The organism is Gordonia sp. JH63 (genome assembly GCF_009856645.1).
Taxonomy (GTDB): domain Bacteria; phylum Actinomycetota; class Actinomycetes; order Mycobacteriales; family Mycobacteriaceae; genus Gordonia; species Gordonia hongkongensis.
In genome coordinates, this window is record NZ_CP047235.1 from 2,923,055 (window position 1) to 2,944,066 (window position 21,012).

Consider the following 21,012-nt stretch of genomic DNA (forward strand, 5'->3'; position numbering starts at 1 on the left):
GACACCGACTTTACCGAGCGGTGGTGTGGCTACCCTGGGTCGGGGACCGACTACCCCGCACGACATCCGTGCCGTGCGGGAACGATCAGGAAGCCAGGTGGATGGGCACACCCCGACTGCTGTTGGTGCACGCGCACCCCGACGACGAATCACTGTGGACCGGTGGACTCATCGCGCGTCACACCGACGCCGGCGGCGAGGTCGACCTCGTGATGTGTACCTGGACCGACGGCACCGTCCGGCACCGCGAACTCGCCGACGCGGTCGACATCCTCGGCATGCCGCGACCACCGATCATGCTCGGCTATGCCGACGACCGGCGACCAGAATCCGCACCCGATGCGCAGCGGCTGTGCGAGGCGTCGTTCGACGAACAGGTCCGTGCGCTCACCCACCACATCCGGGCACTGCAACCCGACATCGTCATCACCTACGACCCGCTGGGTATCTACGGTCACCCCGACCACGTCCACGCGCACCGGCTCGCGTGCGCCGCGGCCGACGCGGCGGCGTCGACGAAGCTCTACCACCGCGCCGGGCCGGCCTGGCGCGTGCGTTCGCTGTACTTCGCCACCATCCCGGAGTGGATGATGGACATCCTCGCGGAGAGCCTGTTCGCGGACATCCCCCGGGAGCAGCTACCCGGCACCCCGGAGTCCGAGATCGACGTGGTCGTCGACGTGTCGGATCTCGCGGCCCGCAAGAGGGCCGCCGTCACCGCCCACCGTTCCGAGATCGATCGCAGCCGGGCCATCTCCGGCTTCATGTCGCTGCCCGACGACATCCAGGAGAAGCTGCTCGGCGTCGAGTGCTATCAGCGCCGCGACCTCGTCCCCGGTGGTTGCGACCTGATCTAGGAGCGGTCGAACGGCGTCACCGCCGATCGCAGACCGCTGGCCCGCTGCACGCGGCGGTCGACCGCCGCGGCCAGCACCTCGGGTGTCCCGACGATCCGCACGTGGTCGCGGGCGCGGGTGATGGCGGTGTACAGCAACTCCCGGGTGAGCAGTTCTGAGCCCGTGGGCGGGAGGATCACCGTGACCTGTCGGAACTGGCTGCCCTGGCTGCGGTGGATGGTCATCGCGTGGACCGACACGACGTCGGCGAGCTGCGTCGGGTGCAGGAGTCGCACCGATCCGCCGCGACGGAAGGCGACCCGGACGCCGTCGGCCCCCTGCGTCCGGCCCTCGGGATCGGCGATCACCACGCCCGTGTCGCCGTTGAACGTCGCCGTCTGGCGGTCGTTGGCGGTGACCAGGATGGGCTGTCCCGCATACCATCCGGCCAGCTCGGCGCCGGCGGTGCCCAGCCACTCGGTGATCCTGGCCGACCAGCCACGGACACCCCAAGACCCCTCCCGGTGCGCGCACAGCACCCGGTGGGCGTCGAGCGCGTCGAGCGCCCCGTCGGCATCGGCACGACGGGCCGCTGCCCGCAGCGCCCGGCCCCATTCGACGAGATCGGCACGGACGGCATCGAGGTCGTCGGGCGCCACGAGTTCGACGTTCGGGACGTCGTCCGCGGCGACCAGTCGCAGGACTTCGTCTGCGTCACCGGCGTTCACGGCCGCCGCGACCCGCGAGATGCCGCCGCCGAAACGGAACTGGCGCCGCAGGGTGATCACGCCACCGGCGAGATGATCCGTGTCCTCGGGTTCGAGTTCAGGATCGGCATCCAGGCCCACCGCCTCGAGCGCGGCCTCCGAGACGGCCGTCGTGGTTCCTGAATCTCCTTGCACCCCAACGACATCCGTCCGTTCGACGAGATCCGCGAGCACCGCTCCGGCCTCGACCGACGCGAGCTGATGCGGGTCACCGACGAAGATCACCCGTGCATCCGGACGGACTGCGTCGAGCAGGCGGCTCATCGCGGTCATCGACAGCATCGAGGTCTCGTCGACGACGATGACGTCGTGCGGCAGTGTCCGCCCGCGGCCGTACCTCGGGTTGGCACCCGGGCGCCAGCCGAGCAACGAGTGGAGCGTGACGGCGTGCGCCGTGACGGGAACCGTCGACTCCGCTTCCACCGAGGCCTGCAGCTGAGCCGCCGCCCGGCCCGTCGGCGCGCACAGCCCGATACGGAGGCCGGGTCCCTGCAGGGCGTCCAGTACCGCGAGAATGCGTGCGACCGTGTAGGTCTTGCCGGTGCCGGGACCGCCCGCCAGGACGGTGGTCCAGCGGGTCGCGGCGACCGCTGCCGCCAGCTTCTGCAGGTGCCCGTCCTCGGGCGAGGTGTAGACGGCGGCTATCGCAGCGCGCAGCGCATCGGCTTCGACCACGGGTGCCGTCTGTGCGCGGCGGGCCAGCGTCTCGCGGATCGTCTGTTCCTGCCGAAAGTACTTCTGGAGGTACACCAGCGGCCCATCGATGGACCGTCGCACCACCAACGGACGCAACGGACCCGCCTTGCTGCCGGCGACGAGCGGGCTCTCGAGCAGTGCGTCGAGCACCGCATCGGACGACGGGATGGTGAGGTCGGCGGTGTCGTCGCCGGCCAGCTCGCCCAAACGGTCCAGCGCGAGGCACGTCGAACCGAGCCGCACCGCACGGACCGCCAGCGCGGCGCCGAGACGCGCGGTCTCGGACACCGGCTCGGCGCACATCGTCACGAGACGGTCGGTGATGTGCACGTCCGCGGCGGCGAGCACTCCGGCCTCGTTCCACTCGGCGAGCACACCGGTGGCCCACTCCACCACCTGGACGTCGGACACGGTCATCGGGACGCTCCCGCCAGTGCATCGGACAATGCGAGGATCAGGTCTGCGGGCAGATCCCACTCGAACACGCCGCAACCGGGCGGCGTGCCCGGCCCGGCCATCCCGCGCACGAAGTGGTACTGCACCGGGCCGAGATGCCGGACCGGATCGTAGCCGAGGACGCGCCAGCGCAGATACCTATGCAGCGCAACCGAATACAACATCGCCTGCAGCGGATAGTGGGCGGCGATCATCTCGCCTGCCATAGACGCGGTGTCGAAGTCCTCGACGACCAGGTCCCCCGCCCGGATGCGGTTGGTCTTGTAGTCGACGACCACGTAGCGGCCGTCCGGGGTGCGCAGCACCGAGTCGATGCTGCCCGTCAGGAAGCCGCGCATTTCACGATCGGGGAGCTCGCGGAGGTGATCGACGTAGTCACGCAACGGATCGTCGTCGGGCAGATGCCGGTCCAGGAGTTCGGCGAACACCCCCGGCGTCGCCCCACGGGCGCCGGGCGTGCGATCCGGCGGCCCCAGCGGGAGCTCGAAGTCGAGCTCGGCGAGGCGATCTCCCGGCTCGACGCCCCAGAGATCGCCGAAACCGAGTGGCGTGGTGAGGACGCCGACGAGCGCGGCGACCAGTACGTCGGCGTCGATGTCGGCCGGCAGGACCCCGAGTGCGCGCGAACACAATTCGCGCACATGGGTCTCGATGTCGGGCGCCGAGGTGTCGACGTATTCGAGGACCTCGTGCACCAGGGTGCCGAACGCCGCACCGTAGGGCAGCCCGTTCATCAGCGACGGCGTTCCCGCTCGGTGCCCCTCGGCGGGCGGCTCGTCGAGCTCGACCGGGTCGGCGGCCGGCTCGTCACCGAGGATGTCGTCGGCCGGATCGCTGCCGGTGGCGACGACAGAACCGGCGGGGCCCCCGGGTGCGCCGTGCGCGACGTCGGCGACGATGGCCGAGTACGACGTACGACGCCATTCCTGATCGATGGCGCGCCGGAACCGCGCGACCCCGAGGGTCGCCGTCTCGACATCGGCGTGCGGCGGGGCCGCCACCGCACCGGCCTCGATCCGGCCGGCGGGCTCGACCGAGATCGCGGCATCGCGCCCGGTCAGGGTGCGCAGGACGCCGACGCACGTGGCGTCGTCGTCGGGTATGGGGACGTCGGGGGCGACCGACCACACCGATTCGCCGGTCTCGGAGGGGATTCGGGTCGCGGTGTCGCGCCCGAAGATCAGCCGGTGCAGCGGCCCGCTCGTGGTGTTCATCGACGGCGCCCACCACGCCACGACCTGCGATTGCGCCCGCGTCAGCGCGACGTAGAGCAGCCGGAGGTCTTCGCCGGCCGTCTCCTCGGCGTACCGCTTGCGCCGCGCCGCGCGGCCGGGCGCATGCCCGCCACCGACATCGAGACGCCGGGTACCCGACTCGTCGTGGTACGTGATGTTGCCGCGGTCGCCGATCCACGTCCCGTCCCAGCCGTAGGGCACGTAGACGATCGGGAACTGCAGGCCCTTGCTGGCATGCACGGTCATGATCTGGACGGCCTGGGTGTCGCGGTCGAGTCGTCGACTCTGGTCTTCGTATCGCTGGCGCGCGGACGTGTCGGCGATCCGCTCGGCCAGCCACTCGACGAGGCCACTGACCCCCGCCGAGGTCTCGACCACGTGCTTGTTGCAGAGCGCGGACACCTGCAGGAGATCGGTGAGGATGCGTTCACCGTTCTCGGTGGCCAGGACGCGCGCGGCGACACCGTGCGAGTCGAGCAGGCGCTGCGCCATCGCGGCGAACCCGCCCTGCACGAACACCCGTCCCAGCGAGGCCAGTTCGGCCCCGAGCTCGGCGACCTCGGGTTCGCCTGCGGTGGCCACCTTCTCGATCGACCAGCCGAGCAGGGTCGTGAGCGCCGCCAATCGCACGCGGTCCGCACGGGAGGGTTGTTCGACGGCACGCATCACCCACAGCCAGTGCTGGGCCGCGGTCGTGGAGAACACGTTGACCCCCGACCCGATGACCGAGTTGATGCCGCGCTCGGCGAGTTCCCGCTGGAGCGGCTCGATGGTGCTGTTGAGCCGCACCAGGATCGCGATGTCACCCGGATCCACCGGGCGGGAGGTTCCGTCGACCTCGAGTCGAGCGCCCTGAGCGAGGGTCTGCGCGATGTCGTCGGCGACATCGACCGCGATCCGGTCGCGGACGTCCTTCACCGCGGGTAGGTTGTAGGCGTTACGGGACGTGAAGTCGGTGCGCAGGAACGCGCGGATGCGTAGCGGCGGACGACCGTCGAGCCGGCTGCCCGGGTGTGCCGCCGAGACCGGATGTACCACGATGCCCGGATGTCCCAGCGCCGCTTCGCCGTACAGATGTCCGAGGGCGTCGACGAGCGCGCCGTCAGACCGCCGGTTCACGTCGAGCGCCTGCAAGGTGTCGGCCGAGGACACCGCGGCGAGGTAGCTGAGGACCTCGGCACCGCGGAACCCGTAGATCGATTGTTTGGGGTCGCCGACGAGGATGAGTCGGCGATGGCCGTGGAAACACCGACGCAGGATGTCCCACTGCAACGGGTCCGTGTCCTGGAACTCGTCGACCAGGACCACGGTGAAGGTGTTGCGGATACGTTCGCACGCGCGCTCGCCGACCACCGGGTCGGTCACGATGCGTTGCAGGATGGCCTGCAGGTCGTCGTAGGTCCGTACGCGCGCATCACGTTTGCGCGCCTCGACGATGCGGCGGACCGCGGACGCGAAACTCACCCGACGGGCGGCCACCGCATCGGCACCCGGCCCGTCGGTCGACTCGGACTCGTCCGGCGCCAGCGCGACCGACGCCTGGCGCACCGCGTCGCGGGCGATCGACTGCGCCTCGGTGAAGTCGAATTCCGGTGTGTCGCTTGCCCAGAAACCGCGCAGGTAGAGGTCCAGCGCCACCTCTTCGGTCAGTTCGTCGACCTCTTCGACGATCGAGTAGACCAGTTCACGCTCACCCAGGAACCCCAGCGCCTCCAGCATGCGGTTGCAGAACGTGTGGGTGGTCGCGATCGTCGACGCGTCGAAGTCGCTCAGAGCGCGGGCGAGATTGCGACGACGGGTGGCGACCTCGTCCGGTGATCCCTGCGCCAGCATCTGCAGCAGCGCGTCGTGGCCGGGGGCGGCACTGGGACGGTCGAGCCCGTCGAGCAACTCGCGCACACGGTCTCGCATGCGTTCGCGCAGCTCGGCGGTCGCGGCCCGGCTGAAGGTCACCAGCAGCATCTCCGAGATCGGGACACCCTCGGCGATGTGCCGGGCCGCGAGTCCGACGATGGCGTAGGTCTTCCCGGTTCCGGCGCTCGCCTCCAGGACCGTGGTGTGATCCGGCAGGTCGGCGGTGACGTCGAAGGTGGCCGGCCGTCTCACGCGCCCTCCCGGTGCTGATCGAGTGGCACCCACACGGTTCGGGCCAGCCCGGCGAACAACGGTTCGTCGTCGGCCATGGGCAGTTCGACACCGCCGACGGTGCGATGGTCGGGCGTCGCGCTGTCGAGGAGGTCGTCGAAATCGACCTCGGCCAGCACGTCCCCGCCGAATGCGAGCTTCACATGCGGGTCGTGCGCGGCACCGAATCTGTCGTCGAAGTTCCGGCGGGCGTTGGCGAGCGAGAACGTGCTGCGCCGGCCGGGCCCGTCGTTCTCGACGAACGTGTACGCGGGTTCCAGCGGCAGCGGCAGCGGACGACGAAGACCCTCGTCGCGTAGCCGGACGAGGTCGTGGAGCAACGGAACCGGATCCTCGGGGCGCCGGAGTGTGATGGTGCTGGTCCCGCCGCCTCGCGGGGCCCGCCCGATCAGGACCGCCGAGTCCACCGACCGCGCCGCGGCATTGCCCTGGGTCGCGGCGGCGGCCACCGCGAGAAGCGTGATCCAGCCGCTGAGTTGCTGTTTGGCCTTGAGCTTGGAGTACGTCGGCCGCACCAACGCGGCCGGCCCGGTGTCGCCGAACACGTCACCGACCGTTCCGTGCACCCGGCGGCCGTCGGGTAGTCGGACCAGGACGTCGAGGGTCGTGGGAGTCCCTGTGCGCAACGGCTCGACGACGCCGTATAGCCGCGTGACCGTCCGCGAGATTGCGCGGAGCTCACGGGTGCCGAAGGCGAACGGCGGCAGCGTCCCGCGCCGGAGCTCGGCCGCCTCGCACTCCCCGATGGACACCCCGGTCAGCATCCGGGAGAGGAATCGGTCGCCGATCCCCCACTTGTCCAGCGGTTCCAGTTCGACATCGAGTTGGTCGTCGTGTGGCCGGTCGTCGTCGGGGATGCGGGCACCGAGGCGCTGGCGGACGAACGCCACGATCGGGTCCACGTGGAAGTCGATGAGGGTCGCGAGGTCGATGTCCTCGGTGTCGGGGGTCCGTTCCGGCGCGGGCAGCACCTCGGCAGCGGCGACCACCACGCGCCGCGTCGGCTCGCGTAAGGCCTCGGCTCCGCGAAGTATCGACGCGTCGTGGCTGAACGGCCCCGCGATTCCCGGCACGCCACCGGGGGTGAAGTTCCGCGCGTCGAACCCGTGCAGCGAATGCCGGCGAACGGGACTCACGCCGGTCAGACCGGTGAGCGTGTCGACCAGTTCGCTCACGACCACAGCGGGCGGGATCCGCCGGCCGGAGACGGGGTCGGCGCCACTGTAGAAGACGAGGAGGGCATCTTGCGCGGCGCAGATCGCGTCGAGGAAACACTGCCGGTCCTCGTCCCGCGGATTGCGTTCGCCCACCAGCGGATCGACGCCGAGTACGTCATCCCCGTCGATACGCTGGACACGCGGGAACACCTCGGCGTCGATCCCGAGCAGCACGATCACCCGGTGCGGCACCGAGCGCATCGGCACCATCGTGCACACCGTCAGTTCTCCGGTGCGGAAGTTCGAGCGCGTCGGCCGGCCGGCGACCAGCGCCGACAGGAGGTCCCGCACGTCCGCCAGACGCAGCACCTCCTCCGGCTCGACCGGTCGGGTGTCCCCGAAGGCCTCGCTGAGCATCCGGATTGCCTGTGCGCGTTGCCAATCCTCGGCGTGCTCGGTCGCCGTCAGCGACGAGACGGCGTCGATGAGCGTCTCCGCCCATCGGTGCGCGGGAGCGGCTTCCCGCAGTTCGGCCAGCACCCGACCGAGTCGGTCGAGGAACTCGTCGAACCTGCCGACGAGATCGATGCCGGTACTCTCCACTCCGGCGAGCGGCAGTGCGGTACCGAGCCATTCGTCGTCGGCCTCCTCGGCGACGACGCCGAGGGCGATGCGGTCCAGGCCGGCGTCGAAGGTGCCCTGGCGGAACCGTTCGAGACCGTAGCGGGCGCGTTCGGCGACGCCTATCCCCCACCGGACGTTGCTGTGCGCCAGCCATTCCCGGATCAGATCCAGGTCGTCGTCGGTCATCGCGAACCGGGTTCGTACCGGCGGGGCGCCGAGGAGGTCGACGACGTCGCCTGCGGTCACCCGGCCCGCGGCCAGCTCCACGACTCCGACGATCACGTCGAGGATCGGGTTCACATGGCGAATTCCACGGTCGGCGAGCCGAACTCGCAGGTCGAACGCCGGATGTGGCAGCCCCGCTTGTCCGAATGCGCCACGGATCAGGGGTGCGAAGGTCTCGACGTCCGGGCACATGATGAGGACATCGCGCGGCTGCAGCTCGGGATCGGCGGCGAACAGATGCAGCAACCGATCCCGCAGGACCTCGATCTGCCGCTCGGGCCCGTGACACGCGTGAACCTCGACGGACGGGTCCGCGGAGACGGTCGGGTCCGACGTGTCGGCGAGGCCGGGCGCGGGCGCGAGGTCGTCGCGGATCCCCGACTGGACGACGTGCAGCGCGGTGTCGCCGAGCACCGACTCCCGCGGCACATGGTGGAGGTCCCGATCGACGATCGGAGCGAGCCGCAACTGGAGCTCCTGCAGATCGCGGGAGAGACCGGCGAGCAGGGGGTTTCGCAGTTCGGGGAGCTCGCACTCCCCGCGTCGCGGTGGGACCCCGTTGCCGGAGTCGGGGTCGACGAGGGCACCGAGTTCCGCCCACAGCCGTGGACTCGGGTGGGGCACGAACAGGTGGACGTCGTGGTGGACGGCCGCGGCCGCGGCGATCTGACGGAACGACTCGGTGATCCGCGTCGGCCCGAAGACCGACAGTCGTTCCGGCAATCCCCCCGCCGCGGGGTCGGTGCGCAGCCGATCGCAGACCGCGGCGAGATCCTCCGCGGGATGCGGCCGGCCGATCTCGGCGCGGACCGCGCGCCAGAACCCGGGCTGCCACGCCAGGTCGTCCCGCAGGGGGCGGCCGGCACCGTCGAGATCGTGGCCGGCGGCCCAGTCGGCGATCAGCGACGGACGCGACCGCCCGTACCGGTCGAACAACTCGGCCAGATGGCGTGCGGTGGCGTAGCGGCGCCCGACCCGGGGCGAGGAGGTGTCGCCCGCGCCGATGTGCCGCGCGATCACGTCGAGCGCGGGGTCGTCGACGCGGTCGTCGAGGACACGCAGCACCGGCCACGTCAGCTCGGCCGCGCGCCACGGATCGTCCGGCGCCGTCAGCGAACCCGAGGTGTTCAGACGCGTATCACCGAGCACCGCCGCGACGATGGCGTCAGCCAGACGGGACGGCCCGGTGAAGTCGATGTTGGCCGCGATTCCGTCGTCGCCCGCCCCCGCCCCCAGGCGCCGGGCCAGATGCTGGGCGAGCCACCGCTCGACTCCCGCGGCGGGAACCGACACGATCTCCGGGCGCATCGGGTCGCCCAGCGGGTGCGCGAGGACCTCGGCCAGCGCATCGGCCAGCGTGTCGGTGCGTTCGGCGCGGTGCAGGATGAGCATCGGACGGCTGTGACTCCGGGGCCCGGCCCGGTCAGCCCGCGGCGTTCGACCGGGGCGTGTGGAAACGCACCGGCTCGCCGAGGCGCGCGGTCAGCAGCGGCCGGGCGTCGTCGGGAATCGGGGTGGGCCGGCCGGTGTCCGGGTCGACGACGACCATCGTGGTCTCGGCCGTGGCGCACAGCGTCCCGGACTGGTCGATCAGGCGCAGCGCCATGACGAACGACGACCGGCCCACGCGTCCGATGCAGGTGCGCACGTGCACCGGGTCGAGCGAGTAGTGCACGGGAGCGGAGAACTCGATGTCCTGACGCGCGACGAGGAACGAGAACTTCCTCGGCCGGTCGGGCATCCATTCATAGAACGAACGCACCCGGCTCTCCTCGAAGATCCGGGAGATCTGCACGTTGTTGATGTGGTTGTTGATGTCCATGTCGCCCCAGCGCAGCGCGACCGGGATGTCGAGGACGTAGTCCGGTCCGGCGGAACCGGCTGCGGTTGCCTCGGGATCGAGGGCATCTGGATCGGGGGCATCTCGGTGGGGGGCCACGGCGCGATCTTAGTGCGGGACACGCGTACGACGAACTGCAGGAGTCACAGCCGACCAGACCGTAGACTCACTCGCCGGGGCAGGACGTCAGGCGAATCGGTGCGCGCACCCCCGCGCGCGGTGAGGGGCTCGGGTGAACATCGACACGGCACGGGCTCGGCTGCGCCCGGTGTCCGCCGTCGATGTCGACGAGCTCGTCCACCTCGACAGCGATCCCGAGGTCATGCGGTACGTGAGCGGCGGTGCCGCGACACCGCGCGCCGTGATCGAGGACTGGGTGGTCCCCCGCGCCGAGACCGCACACCGCAGACACGGCACCGGCACCTGGATCCTGTGCGACCCCGCCACCGCCGCCTTCCTCGGCTGGATCTCGCTGCGCACACCACGGCACAGCAACCGTGCCGAACTCGAACTGAGCTATCGCCTCCGGCGCACGGTGTGGGGCCGCGGCCTGGCGACCGAGGCGGCGTTCGCCCTCGTCGCGTTCGCGTTCGACCACCTCGGCACCGAGCGCGTGTTCGCGAGCACGGTCGCCCGCAACGCGTCGTCGCGCCGCGTGATGGAGAAGCTCGGGATGACGCTCTGCGCCATCCACCTCTGCGACGACGCCGCGGACTCGGCCGAGCTGCTGACCATCCACCCGGACCGCGACCGGTCCGAGGTCGAATACGAGCTCCTACGGGCCGACTGGCAGGAGCGCTCGCAACGATGGTCATCGGCCGGGGGTCTCAGCGCGTGAGCGCAACACCCCTCTGGCCGCGCCCAACGGATCATCATTGACTACCGTTGAGAACATGCACGGTCGTACTCCGGCCCCGGCGCTACACGGCCCCCTCGGGTAGCACCCCATTCGGTCCGCCGAAGTCCGCACGACCGTCGCCCAACGACCTGGAAGGAGATGTCTGGAGATGAGCAGCCCCGCCGTCCAGGCCCCCGCTGGAGCAGCCACGACCCGTCGGAAAGTGGTCATCATCGGTTCGGGCTTCGGCGGATTGTTCGCCGCCCAGCGACTGGCCAAGGCCGATGTCGATGTCACGCTGATCGCCAAGACCACCCACCACCTGTTCCAACCGATGCTCTACCAGGTGGCGACCGGCATCGTCGCCGAGGGCGAGATCGCACCGGCCACCCGCGTGGTCCTGCGCAAGCAGAAGAACACCGCGGTGCTCATGGGTGATGTGTACGACATCGACCTCGAGGCCAAGACCGTCACCTCCCGCCTGCTCGAGCGCATCACGGTCACCCCGTACGACGACCTCATCGTCGCCGCCGGCGCCGATCAGTCCTACTTCGGCAACGACCACTTCGCCGAGTACGCACCCGGTATGAAGACCATCGACCACGCACTCGAACTGCGCGGCCGCATCCTCGGCGCCTTCGAACAGGCCGAGCTGTCCCACGACCCCGCCGAACGCGCCAAGCTGCTGACCTTCGTGGTCGTCGGCGCCGGCCCGACCGGTGTCGAGCTCGCCGGTCAGATCGCCGAGATGAGCGACAAGACCCTCAAGGGCGCGTTCCGCAACATCGACCCGACCGAGGCCCGGGTGATCCTGCTCGACGCCGCGCCGGCCGTCCTGCCGCCGTTCGGGCCCAAGCTCGGCGGCAAGGCCGCGGCCCGGCTCGAGCGCATGGGCGTCGAGATCCAGCTGAACGCCATGGTCGTCGACGTCGACTACGACGGCCTGGTCGTCAAGGAGAAGGACGGCACCACGCGCCGCATCGAGTCGCAGTGCAAGGTGTGGTCGGCGGGCGTGCAGGCCAGCCCGCTCGGGCAGCAGCTCGCCGAGCAGTCCGGTGTCGAACTCGACCGCGCCGGCCGGGTGAAGGTCCTGCCCGACCTCACCATCCCCGGCCATCCCGAGGTCTTCGTCGTCGGCGACATGATGGCCGTCGACGGTGTCCCGGGCGTCGCGCAGGGCGCGATCCAGGGCGGCCGCTACGCCGCCGACGCGATCAAGGCGGAGATGAAGGGCCAGACGTCCGACCAGCGCAAGCCGTTCAGCTACTACGACAAGGGTTCGATGGCGACCATCTCGCGGTACTCCGCGGTGATGCAGGTCCCGATCCCGGGCATCAAGAAGACCTTCGAGACCGAGGGCTACTTCGCCTGGCTGGGCTGGCTCGCCCTTCACCTGGTGTACCTGGTCGGGTTCCGCAACCGGTTGAACACCCTGATCAACTGGTTCTTCGCCTTCACCACGCGCGGCCGTTCGCAGCTCGCGGTGACCGAGCAGCAGGTCTACGCGCGCACCGCGATCGGCCAGTTGTCGGCGCTCGAGAAGGCCGGCGAGACCTCCGATGCCGAACCGGCGAAGACCGATGCCGGAACAGTCGACTCCGCGTCGACCGCTCCCGGGGCGACGGGCTCGGTCCCCACCGAGGGCAAGGACGCCGACGGCAAGGAATCCGAGGCCGAGGCCAGCTGACCCGCGGACGGCGGCCGGCCCGCCGGCGGTCGTCTACGGCACGACGGCCAGTGAGTCCATCTCCAGGCCGTCGGCCAGCCGCCGCGCGGTGCTGACCGAGGTCCCGAGCGCGGTGGTCAGACTGGCGCCGCCGGCCAGCTGCAGACGCGCGGCGAACTCGGTCCCGTGCACGTCGCCGGGCCGGTTGTCGGGGTACCGGAACACGCTGCTCGCCGCCCGGTGGCCCGCGGCCCCCGCGGGTGTGCCCCGGCCGAGCGAGAGCCGATGGGCCAGCACCACTTGATCGTCGACCTCGACGCGCAGACCCCCGGTCCAGGCACCCATCCGGTCGCGGTCTACCAGCGTGGCGTCCGTCATGCTCGCCGCCCGGCCGATCTGGACGTGCTCGTGTAGATCGAGGGTCGCGCCGGCGGCGAGTCGTGCCGTGATGTCCGAGCGGTGGACCGCGCCACCGGCGACGACCGTCGGCTGCGGGTCGATGCGCAGGCGACCACCGTCGCCGACGGCGATCTCCCACCGAGCCGACGAGTCCGGACGGTCGCGGGCCGGCAGCGCGATCGTCGCCGCGACGCTGCCGAGGCGCAACTGCGCACCCCGTTCGACCTCGATGCGCACCACGATCTCGTCACCACCGAGCGGCGTGGCGGCGGTGCCGATCAGCTGAACGTGGCCCGGCGCGGTCACCCGCACGCCCAGTCCCCCGACCGCCCGATGACGCACGCCACGCTCGACGGTGGCGACGATGTCGACCTCGGTGCGCATCGTCACCCGGCGGCGACCGGGGCCGCCAGTTGGGCCCGGACCCAGGCCAGCACGTCCGTCGCGGCCGGGTCCTCGGTCAGCGAGATCATGGCGGTCTGCCGGCCCTCGCGGACCTTCGCCGCGTCGCGCCGCATGACGTCGAGGTCGGCATTGACGCGCTCGGCCAGATCGATCTTGTTGATCACCAACAGGTCCGAGAACGTGACGCCGGGTCCGCCCTTGCGGGGCACCTTGTCCCCGCCCGCGACGTCGATGACGAAGATCTGCACGTCGATCAGACCTGTCGAGAATGTCGCGGTGAGATTGTCGCCGCCCGATTCCACGAGGATCAGATCCAGCGGTGGGTTCGCCTCGACGAGATCGTCGATGGCGTCGAGGTTGGCGGTGATGTCGTCCCGGATGGCGGTGTGCGGACATCCGCCGGTCTGGACGGCGGTGATCCGTTCGTCGGGCAGAACAGCGTTGCGGCGCAGGAAGTCGGCGTCCTCGGTCGTGTAGATGTCGTTTGTCAACACGGCGACCGACAACTCGTCCCGGAGCTGTCGGCACAGTGCGGCCACCAGCGCGGTCTTGCCCGATCCGACCGGGCCACCGACACCGATGCGCAGCGCCTCGCCGGGCTCGCGCTTGCGGCGCGGCCGGTTGTGGTCGTGGGTGTGCGGCTGCCCGTCGATGAGATGCGGGGGCATGGGAACTCCTCTCGGTTCGCGACGGCGACTTCGCCGGGTCACGGGATGGGTGGCGCGATGGTCAGGACATGAACAGCGGCATCGGTTGCCGCTCATGGCGTTCGGCGAAGATGTCGAGCACCGGATCGGACAGGTCCGCCAGGCCGACCGCGGCCTCGGCGGCGACGCGTTCGCACTCGGGACCGAGTTCGGCGATCATGATCGACACGTCGGCCGGGTCGAGTGCGAGCAGGCGCTGGCCGGCAGTCGCCGACCCGCTCATCGTGGTGTACACGAGGATCAGGGCCGTGTGGAAACCCGACAGCGAGGACACCGCGCCGATCGACCCGCTGATGACGGGGAGATGCGTCGACGGCCGGTGGGCCGACCAATCGACGTCCGGCCACATCCGCCGCGCCAGCCGCACCATCCCGCGGCCCTGCGCCAGCGATGCCTTCCGTGCGGCCGCCGACGGCGTGCGCGCATCCGTTTCGCGTTGCGCGCGGGGCACGTCGAGTGCGCCGTCGGCCACGGCCGCCGCCACCGATGCCGCGACGAGACCGCTCGTGGTCACCCGGCGGTACAGGAAGGAAGCGAGATCGCCTGCGGTGCGAATGAATCCGTCGGTGATCGCCTGCTCGACGCCACCGGAGTGGACGTGCCCGCCCACCGGTAGACGCGAATCCGCCAGGGCCAGCATCATCGCCAGCGGCGCGGAGGCGCCCGGGTTCGTGTCGTCGGGTCGCATCAGAACAGGAAATACCGTTGCGCCATCGGGAGTTCGGCGACGGGCTCGGACTCCCACACCTCACCGTCGACCCGCACCGTGAACGTGTCGGGGTCGACCTCGATCGTCGGGCAGGCGTCGTTGTTGACCATGTCGGCCTTCCCGACGCCGCGGGTGTTCTTGACCGGGACGAACCTGCGGTCGACCCCGATGCGCCCGGCGAGATCGGCGTCGGCACCCGGGGCGACGAAGCTGACCGACGTCGCGGCCGCGAGTTTCGGTGCGGCACCGAACATCGGGCGCGGGAAGACCGGTTGCGGCGTGGGGATCGAGGCGTTGGCGTCGCCCATCGCCGCCCACGCGATGGCGCCGCCCTTGATGACCAGATCGGGGCGGATCCCGAAGAACGCCGGGTCCCACAGCACGAGGTCGGCGAGCTTACCGACCTCGACGGATCCGATCTCGTCGTCGAAGCCATGCGCACGCGCCGGACAGATCGTGTACTTCGCGATGTAGCGACGTGCGCGATTGTTGTCCGCCCGACCGTCGCCGGGGAGCGAACCGCGTTTGCGCTTCATCACGTGCGCCGTCTGCCACGTCCGGAGCACGACTTCGCCGATCCGGCCCATCGCCTGCGAGTCCGAGCCGATCATCGAGATGGCGCCCAGGTCGTGCAGGAGGTCTTCGGCCGCGATCGTGGACGGCCGGATCCGGCTCTCGGCGAAGGCGAGGTCCTCCGGCACGGTGGGGTTGAGATGGTGGCAGACCATCAACATGTCGAGATGCTCGTCGAGTGTGTTGACCGTGTGCGGGCGCGTCGGATTCGTCGACGACGGAAGCACATTCGGGTAGGCCGCGACCGTGATGATGTCCGGCGCGTGACCACCGCCCGCGCCCTCGGTGTGGTAGGCGTGGATGCCGCGGCCGGCGATCGCGCCGAGGGTCGTCTCCACGAACCCGGCCTCGTTCAGGGTGTCGGAGTGCAGGGCGACCTGCACGCCGGTCTCATCGGCCACCCGCAGGCAGGCGTCGATGGCCGCGGGCGTACTGCCCCAGTCCTCGTGCAGCTTGAAACCCGAAGCGCCCGCGCGGATCTGCTCGTGCATCGACTCGGCGCTGACGGTGTTGCCCTTGCCGAGGAGCGCGATGTTCATCGGCCAGTGATCGGTTGCGGCGAGGATCGAGGCCAGATGCCACGCGCCGGGTGTCACGGTGGTGGCCTTGCTGCCCTCGGCCGGACCCGTACCGCCGCCGATCACGGTGGTGATCCCGTTGCCCAACGCCTCGTCCATGATCTGCGGACAGATGAAGTGCACATGGCAGTCGATCGCGCCGGCGGTGACGATCTTGCCGTTGCCGGCGATGATCTCGGTCGACGGCCCGATGACCAGGTCCGGATGCACCCCGTCCATGGTGTCGGGATTACCCGCCTTGCCCATCGCGACGATGCGACCGTCCCGAATTCCCAGGTCGGCCTTGATGATTCCCCAGTGATCGAGGACCACGACACCGGTGATGACGGTGTCGGGGGCGCCGTCGGCGCGGGTCGCCCGACTCTGTCCCATCGACTCGCGGATCACCTTGCCACCGCCGAAGACGGCCTCGTCTCCGGCGCGACCCGGTCCGCCCGACAGGTCCTCGGTGACCTCGATGAGCAGATCGGTGTCGGCGAGGCGGATCAGATCGCCCGTGGTCGGGCCGAACAGCTGTGCGTACCGGTCACGTCCCAGGATGGCCATGCGTCACTCACTCTCGTCGGTACGGACGGCGTCGACCGGTCCGCAGGCACCGGGGGGCTCCAAGGAGATCCCGTACACCTCGCGGGTTCCGCCGAGCGGGACCAGACCGACGGTCATCTCGATGCCGGGCTCGAAACGCACCGCGGTCCCGGCCGGGATATCGAGGCGGCGGCCGTGTGCGCGAGCGCGGTCGAAGACGAGTGCGGCGTTCGACTGCGGGAAGTGGACGTGACTGCCGACCTGCACCGGACGATCGCCGGAGTTGACGACCCGGAGTTCGACGGCGTCGGCACCCGCGTTGAGCTCGATGGTCCCGTCAGCGGCGATGACCTCACCCGGCACGAGTGTCGATCGCGGGCCGGGATGCGTACCCGACATTTCGGTCTCCTCTGGACTGCTGCTGTTCGATGGACGGGCGCGGGGCGCCACGATCCACCTCGGACGGTGCCCCGATCGCGGGGCGTCAGGCGATGGGGTCGTGCACGGTCACCAGCTTGGTGCCGTCGGGGAACGTCGCCTCCACCTGGACGTCGTGCAGCATCTCCGGCACCCCGTCCATGACGTCGTCGCGCCGGAGCACCTCGCGGCCGGATGTCATCAGCTCGGCCACCGACCGGCCGTCGCGGGCGCCCTCCAGGACGTGATCGGTGATCAGCGCGACCGACTCCGGGTGGTTGAGCTTCAGGCCGCGCCCCTGCCGCCGCCGGGCCAGCTCGGCCGCGTAGGAGATCAACAGCCGTTCTTGTTCATGCGGCGACAGTCGCACCGGGAGCGCTCCTCGAGAGTGTTCGGCCGGACGGTCTGTTCGGTGGGTCCGGCCGGGCAGTAGGAGTCATCCTGCCATGCCGACACGGGGTCGGCGCGCCGAGTGGCGATGGGGTGACGCGGGCCTCGACGGCCTATGTGACCTCGATGTTCTGCAGCCGCACCTGCGATTTGGCCAGCAGCTTTCCGTCCTGGTCGACCATGTCGACAGCCCACAGCTGCTGGCGACGGCCCCGGTGGATCGGGGTGGACGTCGCGGTGACCGTGCCGGCGCGGACGGACCGGAGGAAGTCAGTGTTGTTGTTCACCCCGACGGCGGTGCCGCCGATCCCGCAGTCCTGCAGCCAGAGGAAACCGCTCATGCTGGCGACACTCTCACCGACCGCGCAATAGACACCGCCGTGCACGATGCCGAACGGCTGATGATGACGCTCGGTGATCTCCATCGTGGCCACGATCCGGTCCGGCCCGGCCTCGACGACCTCGAGTCCCAGGACGCCGTCGAGTCCTTTGCCGAATGAATCCCGGAGAACATCGTCCGCACTGTCAGCAGTCATGACGTCAACAGTCGCATGCCGGTCGGGTCGTGGCGACAGCAGTCCGGGACTCGGCGGGGAACCGGGCTCGACCGCCGATCGTTGGCCCCCCGAGGATCCCAGAAGGCCCCGCATCTCTGGGAGATGCGGGGCCTTCCGTGCCGTGGACCGGGGGTCTCTGCAGCCCTCAGGACTCTCGCGCGGTCCGACGTGACACTTAATGTAGGCTAGCCTTACCAACGTGTCAAGCGCCGCAGAAACGGCCACGTCAACGGCGTGCCGCCCCGCGCGAGCGTCGCTCGGCACACCGGCACGCAACAACTGAGTATCCAGCGGACCCACAAACGGAGGCACAGCAGTAAAATGCGAAAGATGAATGGCCTGGGCGACCTCGAACGCGCTGTGATGGACACGTTGTGGGAGAGTTCGACCCCGCAGACCGTGCGGCAGGTACACGCCGCACTGTCCCGGGACCGCTCGCTCGCGTACACGACCGTCATGACGGTCCTGCAGCGACTGGCGAAGAAGAACCTGGTGACGCAGATCCGCGACGACCGGGCCCACAAGTACGTCGCCACCCATCCCCGCGAGGACCTGGTCGCCAGCCTCATGGTCGACGCGCTCAGCGAGGCCGCCGCCCCCGGCTCCCGACATGCGGCCCTGGTGTCCTTCGTCGGTCGCGTGGGCGCCGACGAGGCGGCCGCCCTCCGTTCCGCACTCGATGAACTCGAAGCCGCCCGCGGAACGAGCGACACCGGCTAGATTCGCGGCACCACCACTCGCAGCCCACCCTGAGGAATCACCAGATGACCGCCTTGCTCTTCGGCATCGTCAGCCTGGTGCTCGCCGGACCCGTACCCGAGGCACTGTCCCGGGCCCGCTGGCCGATCCGAGCACCACGCGCGGCGATGACGCTGTGGCAGGCCATTGCCCTGGCCGCCGTGCTGTCGGCGTTCAGCTGTGGCCTGGCGATCGCGGCGAACATCCTCGTGATCGGTCCCGACGGCACCCCTACGACCCACCCGGTCCGCGAGATCGAACGCCTCGGCTGGCCGCTGTGGCTCCTCTGCGTCGGGGTCTTCGTGCTCACCCTGCTCGTCGGCGCGCGGCTGTTCTACACCGTGATCCGCGTCGGCCTGCGCACCCGAGCCCGGCGCAAGGCCCACCGCCAGCTCATCGACATCCTCGACCGCTGTGACCGGACCGACGACGCCGACGACCCGCTCTACGCCCGCGACGTCCGCATGATCGACGTCGAGCAGCCGCTCGCCTACTGCCTGCCCGGCCTCCGCCAGCGTGTCGTGGTCAGCGAAGGCGTCGTACATCGCCTCACCCGGGACGAACTGGTCGCCGTCATCGCGCACGAGCGCGCCCACCTACGTGCCCGGCACGACCTCGTGCTCGAGGCCTTCATCGCACTGCACGAGGCGTTCCCCCGGTTCGTGCGCAGCAGTTCCGCGCTCGGCGCGGCCGAACTCCTCGTCGAGGCACTGGCCGACGATCAGGCCGTCCGGGCGACCACCCCGACCACGCTGGGTCGTGCGCTGGTCGCCTGCGCCGACGCGGTTGCCCCGCGCGGTGCGATGGCGGTCGGCGGGCCGACGACCCTGACGCGCGTCCACCGTCTCCGCGACGACCGCCCCGCGCGGATCGTCGCCGCCGGCGCCTACATCGCCGCCGCCGCGATCCTGGTCCTGCCGACCCTCGCGGTCGCGATCCCGTGGCTGACCGAGCTCAACCGACTCATGTCGGCGTTCTGACGACTCCTGTCCCCGGCGTCATCTGCCCGCCGTCACACGTGGAGGCAGATCGCCGCTTCGGACACAGAGGCAATAGGCTGTCCGCATGAACAATGTCGACGCATCGTCCTCCTCCGCGAAGGCCCAGATCGGTGTCACCGGCCTGGCCGTCATGGGTTCGAACATCGCACGCAACTTCGCCCGTCACGGGTATACGGTCGCGCTGCACAACCGCAGCATCGCCAAGACCGACGCGCTGCTCGAAAACCACGGCGGCGACGGCAACTTCATCCGCACCGAGACGGTGGCCGAGTTCGTGGCCGCACTCGAGCGTCCGCGCCGGGTCCTCATCATGGTGAAGGCGGGCGACGCGACCGACGCGGTCATCGAGGAACTCGCCGACGCGATGGAGCCGGGCGACATCATCATCGACGGCGGCAACGCCCTCTACACCGACACCATCCGGCGCGAGGCCGCGATGTCGGCCCGCGGACTCAACTTCGTCGGCGCGGGCATCTCCGGCGGCGAAGAGGGCGCGCTCAACGGCCCGTCGATCATGCCGGGCGGACCCGCCGAGTCCTACGAGTCGCTCGGGCCACTCCTCGAGTCGATCGCCGCCCAGGTCGACGGCGAGCCGTGCTGCACCCACATCGGGCCCGACGGCAGCGGCCACTTCGTCAAGATGGTGCACAACGGCATCGAGTACGCCGACATGCAGCTCATCGGCGAGGCCTACGACCTCATGCGCAAGGCCCTGGACATGCCGGTCTCGGAGATCGCCGACGTCTTCCGTGACTGGAACACCACCGAACTCGAGAGCTACCTGATCGAGATCACCGCGGAGGTCCTCAGCCAGGTCGACGACGAGACCGGCAAGCCGCTGGTCGACGTCATCGTCGACGCCGCGGGTCAGAAGGGCACCGGCCGCTGGACCGTGAAGTCCGCACTCGACCTGGGCATCCCGACGACCGGGATCGCCGAGGCCGTGTTCGCCCGCGCCCTGTCGAGCGCCACCGATCAGCGCGTCGCCGCGCGCGGCCTGTCGTCGGGCAACCTCGGCTCGGCCCCCGCCGACCGCGAGAGCTTCGTCAACGACATCAAGACCGCCCTGTACGCCTCCAAGGTCGTCGCCTACGCCCAGGGCTTCGATCAGATCGCCGCCGGCAGCGCCGAGTACGGCTGGGATGTCGACCGCGGAGCACTGGCCACCATCTGGCGCGGCGGCTGCATCATCCGGGCACAGTTCCTCAACCGCATTCGTGAGGCCTACCACGACGACCCCGCCCTTCCGAGCCTGCTTCTCGCGCCGTACTTCCGCGAAGCCGTCGAGGTCGGCATCGACAGTTGGCGCCGGGTGGTTTCGACCGCGACGCTCCTCGGTATCCCCGTGCCGGCGTTCGCGTCGTCGCTGTCGTACTACGACGGTCTGCGAGCCGAACGCCTGCCGGCCGCGCTCACCCAGGGCCTGCGCGACTACTTCGGCGCGCACACCTACCAGCGCATCGACAAGGAGGGCACGTTCCACACGCTGTGGAGCGGTGACCGCTCGGAAGTGACCGAATAGGAGCCT

At 70.1% G+C, this 21,012-nt stretch carries 17 protein-coding genes; 6 read left to right on the forward strand and 11 right to left on the reverse strand.

The window, feature by feature from the left end:
* The first annotated feature begins 101 nt into the window (after positions 1 to 101).
* A complete protein-coding gene (locus GR168_RS13160; RefSeq protein ID WP_058253209.1) occupies positions 102 to 857 on the forward strand; it encodes a PIG-L family deacetylase in 756 nt (251 codons plus the stop codon).
* Here GR168_RS13160 and recD read toward each other — a convergent pair.
* Genes recD through GR168_RS13180 form a run of 4 tightly spaced genes read right to left on the reverse strand, consistent with a single transcriptional unit; the run spans position 854 to position 10,080 of the window.
* The gene (gene recD / locus GR168_RS13165; RefSeq protein WP_159370921.1) at positions 854 to 2,716 is read right to left on the reverse strand and encodes an exodeoxyribonuclease V subunit alpha; all 1,863 of its coding nucleotides are present in this window, start codon (positions 2,714 to 2,716) and stop codon (positions 854 to 856) included. The genes GR168_RS13160 and recD overlap by 4 nt on opposite strands.
* A complete protein-coding gene (locus GR168_RS13170; protein WP_159370922.1) occupies positions 2,713 to 6,096 on the reverse strand; it encodes a UvrD-helicase domain-containing protein in 3,384 nt (1,127 codons plus the stop codon). Before GR168_RS13170 ends, recD begins: the two co-directional genes overlap by 4 nt.
* Entirely contained in the window at positions 6,093 to 9,533 is a 3,441-nt protein-coding gene (gene recC / locus GR168_RS13175; protein ID WP_159370923.1) for an exodeoxyribonuclease V subunit gamma, read from the reverse strand. The genes GR168_RS13170 and recC overlap by 4 nt, the downstream gene beginning before the upstream one ends.
* A 31-nt stretch (positions 9,534 to 9,564) precedes the next feature.
* Positions 9,565 to 10,080, reverse strand: a complete 516-nt coding sequence (locus GR168_RS13180) for a thioesterase family protein (protein ID WP_159370924.1) — start codon at positions 10,078 to 10,080, stop codon at positions 9,565 to 9,567.
* Positions 10,081 to 10,213: 133 nt separating this feature from the next.
* Here GR168_RS13180 and GR168_RS13185 point away from each other — a divergent pair, with 133 nt between their 5' ends.
* Together GR168_RS13185 and GR168_RS13190 are read left to right on the forward strand one after the other, a co-directional pair.
* Positions 10,214 to 10,819, forward strand: a complete 606-nt coding sequence (locus tag GR168_RS13185; RefSeq protein ID WP_159370925.1) for a GNAT family N-acetyltransferase — start codon at positions 10,214 to 10,216, stop codon at positions 10,817 to 10,819.
* Positions 10,820 to 10,988: 169 nt separating this feature from the next.
* A complete protein-coding gene (locus GR168_RS13190) occupies positions 10,989 to 12,506 on the forward strand; it encodes an NAD(P)/FAD-dependent oxidoreductase (protein ID WP_159370926.1) in 1,518 nt (505 codons plus the stop codon).
* Between the two features lie 33 nt (positions 12,507 to 12,539).
* On the opposite strand, the gene GR168_RS13195 is transcribed toward GR168_RS13190, so the two are convergent.
* The 7 genes from GR168_RS13195 to GR168_RS13225 all read right to left on the reverse strand — a co-directional run bounded on the left by GR168_RS13195 (position 12,540) and on the right by GR168_RS13225 (position 17,724).
* The gene (locus tag GR168_RS13195; RefSeq protein WP_159370927.1) at positions 12,540 to 13,268 is read right to left on the reverse strand and encodes an urease accessory protein UreD; all 729 of its coding nucleotides are present in this window, start codon (positions 13,266 to 13,268) and stop codon (positions 12,540 to 12,542) included.
* A 2-nt stretch (positions 13,269 to 13,270) separates the two neighbouring features.
* Positions 13,271 to 13,957 carry an urease accessory protein UreG gene (ureG, locus tag GR168_RS13200; RefSeq protein ID WP_068972432.1) on the reverse strand — a complete coding sequence of 229 codons (687 nt, stop codon included), beginning with the start codon at positions 13,955 to 13,957 and terminating at the stop codon, positions 13,271 to 13,273.
* A 61-nt stretch (positions 13,958 to 14,018) separates the two neighbouring features.
* The gene (locus GR168_RS13205) at positions 14,019 to 14,684 is read right to left on the reverse strand and encodes an urease accessory UreF family protein (RefSeq protein WP_068972433.1); all 666 of its coding nucleotides are present in this window, start codon (positions 14,682 to 14,684) and stop codon (positions 14,019 to 14,021) included.
* Complete coding sequence (locus GR168_RS13210) at positions 14,684 to 16,402, reverse strand: urease subunit alpha (RefSeq protein WP_065629850.1); 1,719 nt, start codon at positions 16,400 to 16,402, stop codon at positions 14,684 to 14,686. Before GR168_RS13210 ends, GR168_RS13205 begins: the two co-directional genes overlap by 1 nt.
* Before the next feature lie 3 nt (positions 16,403 to 16,405).
* A complete protein-coding gene (locus tag GR168_RS13215) occupies positions 16,406 to 16,780 on the reverse strand; it encodes an urease subunit beta (protein WP_058253198.1) in 375 nt (124 codons plus the stop codon).
* Positions 16,781 to 16,865: 85 nt separating this feature from the next.
* Positions 16,866 to 17,168, reverse strand: a complete 303-nt coding sequence (locus GR168_RS13220; RefSeq protein ID WP_058253197.1) for an urease subunit gamma — start codon at positions 17,166 to 17,168, stop codon at positions 16,866 to 16,868.
* 133 nt (positions 17,169 to 17,301) lie between these two features.
* Positions 17,302 to 17,724: a PaaI family thioesterase gene (locus GR168_RS13225; RefSeq protein ID WP_159370928.1), complete on the reverse strand. Its 423-nt coding sequence runs from the start codon at positions 17,722 to 17,724 to the stop codon at positions 17,302 to 17,304.
* Positions 17,725 to 18,066: 342 nt separating this feature from the next.
* On the opposite strand from GR168_RS13225, the gene GR168_RS13230 reads away from it, so the two are divergent.
* The 3 genes from GR168_RS13230 (at position 18,067) to gndA (ending at position 21,006) form a co-directional block, all read left to right on the forward strand.
* On the forward strand, positions 18,067 to 18,465 hold the full coding sequence (locus tag GR168_RS13230) for a BlaI/MecI/CopY family transcriptional regulator (protein ID WP_159370929.1): 399 nt from the start codon (positions 18,067 to 18,069) through the stop codon (positions 18,463 to 18,465).
* A gap of 44 nt (positions 18,466 to 18,509) precedes the next feature.
* Positions 18,510 to 19,463 carry a M56 family metallopeptidase gene (locus GR168_RS13235; RefSeq protein ID WP_159370930.1) on the forward strand — a complete coding sequence of 318 codons (954 nt, stop codon included), beginning with the start codon at positions 18,510 to 18,512 and terminating at the stop codon, positions 19,461 to 19,463.
* An 85-nt stretch (positions 19,464 to 19,548) separates the two neighbouring features.
* Entirely contained in the window at positions 19,549 to 21,006 is a 1,458-nt protein-coding gene (gndA, locus tag GR168_RS13240; protein ID WP_159370931.1) for an NADP-dependent phosphogluconate dehydrogenase, read from the forward strand.
* The last annotated feature ends 6 nt before the right edge of the window (positions 21,007 to 21,012 follow it).

Coding starts and splice junctions, on each gene's coding strand:
- recD (WP_159370921.1), bottom strand. CDS start 2,716: ATGACCGTGTCCGACGTCCAGGTGGTGGAGTGGGCCACCGGTGTGCTC.
- gndA (WP_159370931.1), top strand. CDS start 19,549: ATGAACAATGTCGACGCATCGTCCTCCTCCGCGAAGGCCCAGATCGGT.
- GR168_RS13215 (WP_058253198.1), bottom strand. CDS start 16,780: ATGTCGGGTACGCATCCCGGCCCGCGATCGACACTCGTGCCGGGTGAG.
- ureG (WP_068972432.1), bottom strand. CDS start 13,957: ATGCCCCCGCATCTCATCGACGGGCAGCCGCACACCCACGACCACAAC.
- GR168_RS13230 (WP_159370929.1), top strand. CDS start 18,067: ATGCGAAAGATGAATGGCCTGGGCGACCTCGAACGCGCTGTGATGGAC.
- GR168_RS13210 (WP_065629850.1), bottom strand. CDS start 16,402: ATGGCCATCCTGGGACGTGACCGGTACGCACAGCTGTTCGGCCCGACC.
- GR168_RS13190 (WP_159370926.1), top strand. CDS start 10,989: ATGAGCAGCCCCGCCGTCCAGGCCCCCGCTGGAGCAGCCACGACCCGT.
- GR168_RS13160 (WP_058253209.1), top strand. CDS start 102: ATGGGCACACCCCGACTGCTGTTGGTGCACGCGCACCCCGACGACGAA.
- GR168_RS13195 (WP_159370927.1), bottom strand. CDS start 13,268: ATGCGCACCGAGGTCGACATCGTCGCCACCGTCGAGCGTGGCGTGCGT.
- GR168_RS13235 (WP_159370930.1), top strand. CDS start 18,510: ATGACCGCCTTGCTCTTCGGCATCGTCAGCCTGGTGCTCGCCGGACCC.
- GR168_RS13225 (WP_159370928.1), bottom strand. CDS start 17,724: ATGACTGCTGACAGTGCGGACGATGTTCTCCGGGATTCATTCGGCAAA.
- recC (WP_159370923.1), bottom strand. CDS start 9,533: ATGCTCATCCTGCACCGCGCCGAACGCACCGACACGCTGGCCGATGCG.
- GR168_RS13205 (WP_068972433.1), bottom strand. CDS start 14,684: ATGCGACCCGACGACACGAACCCGGGCGCCTCCGCGCCGCTGGCGATG.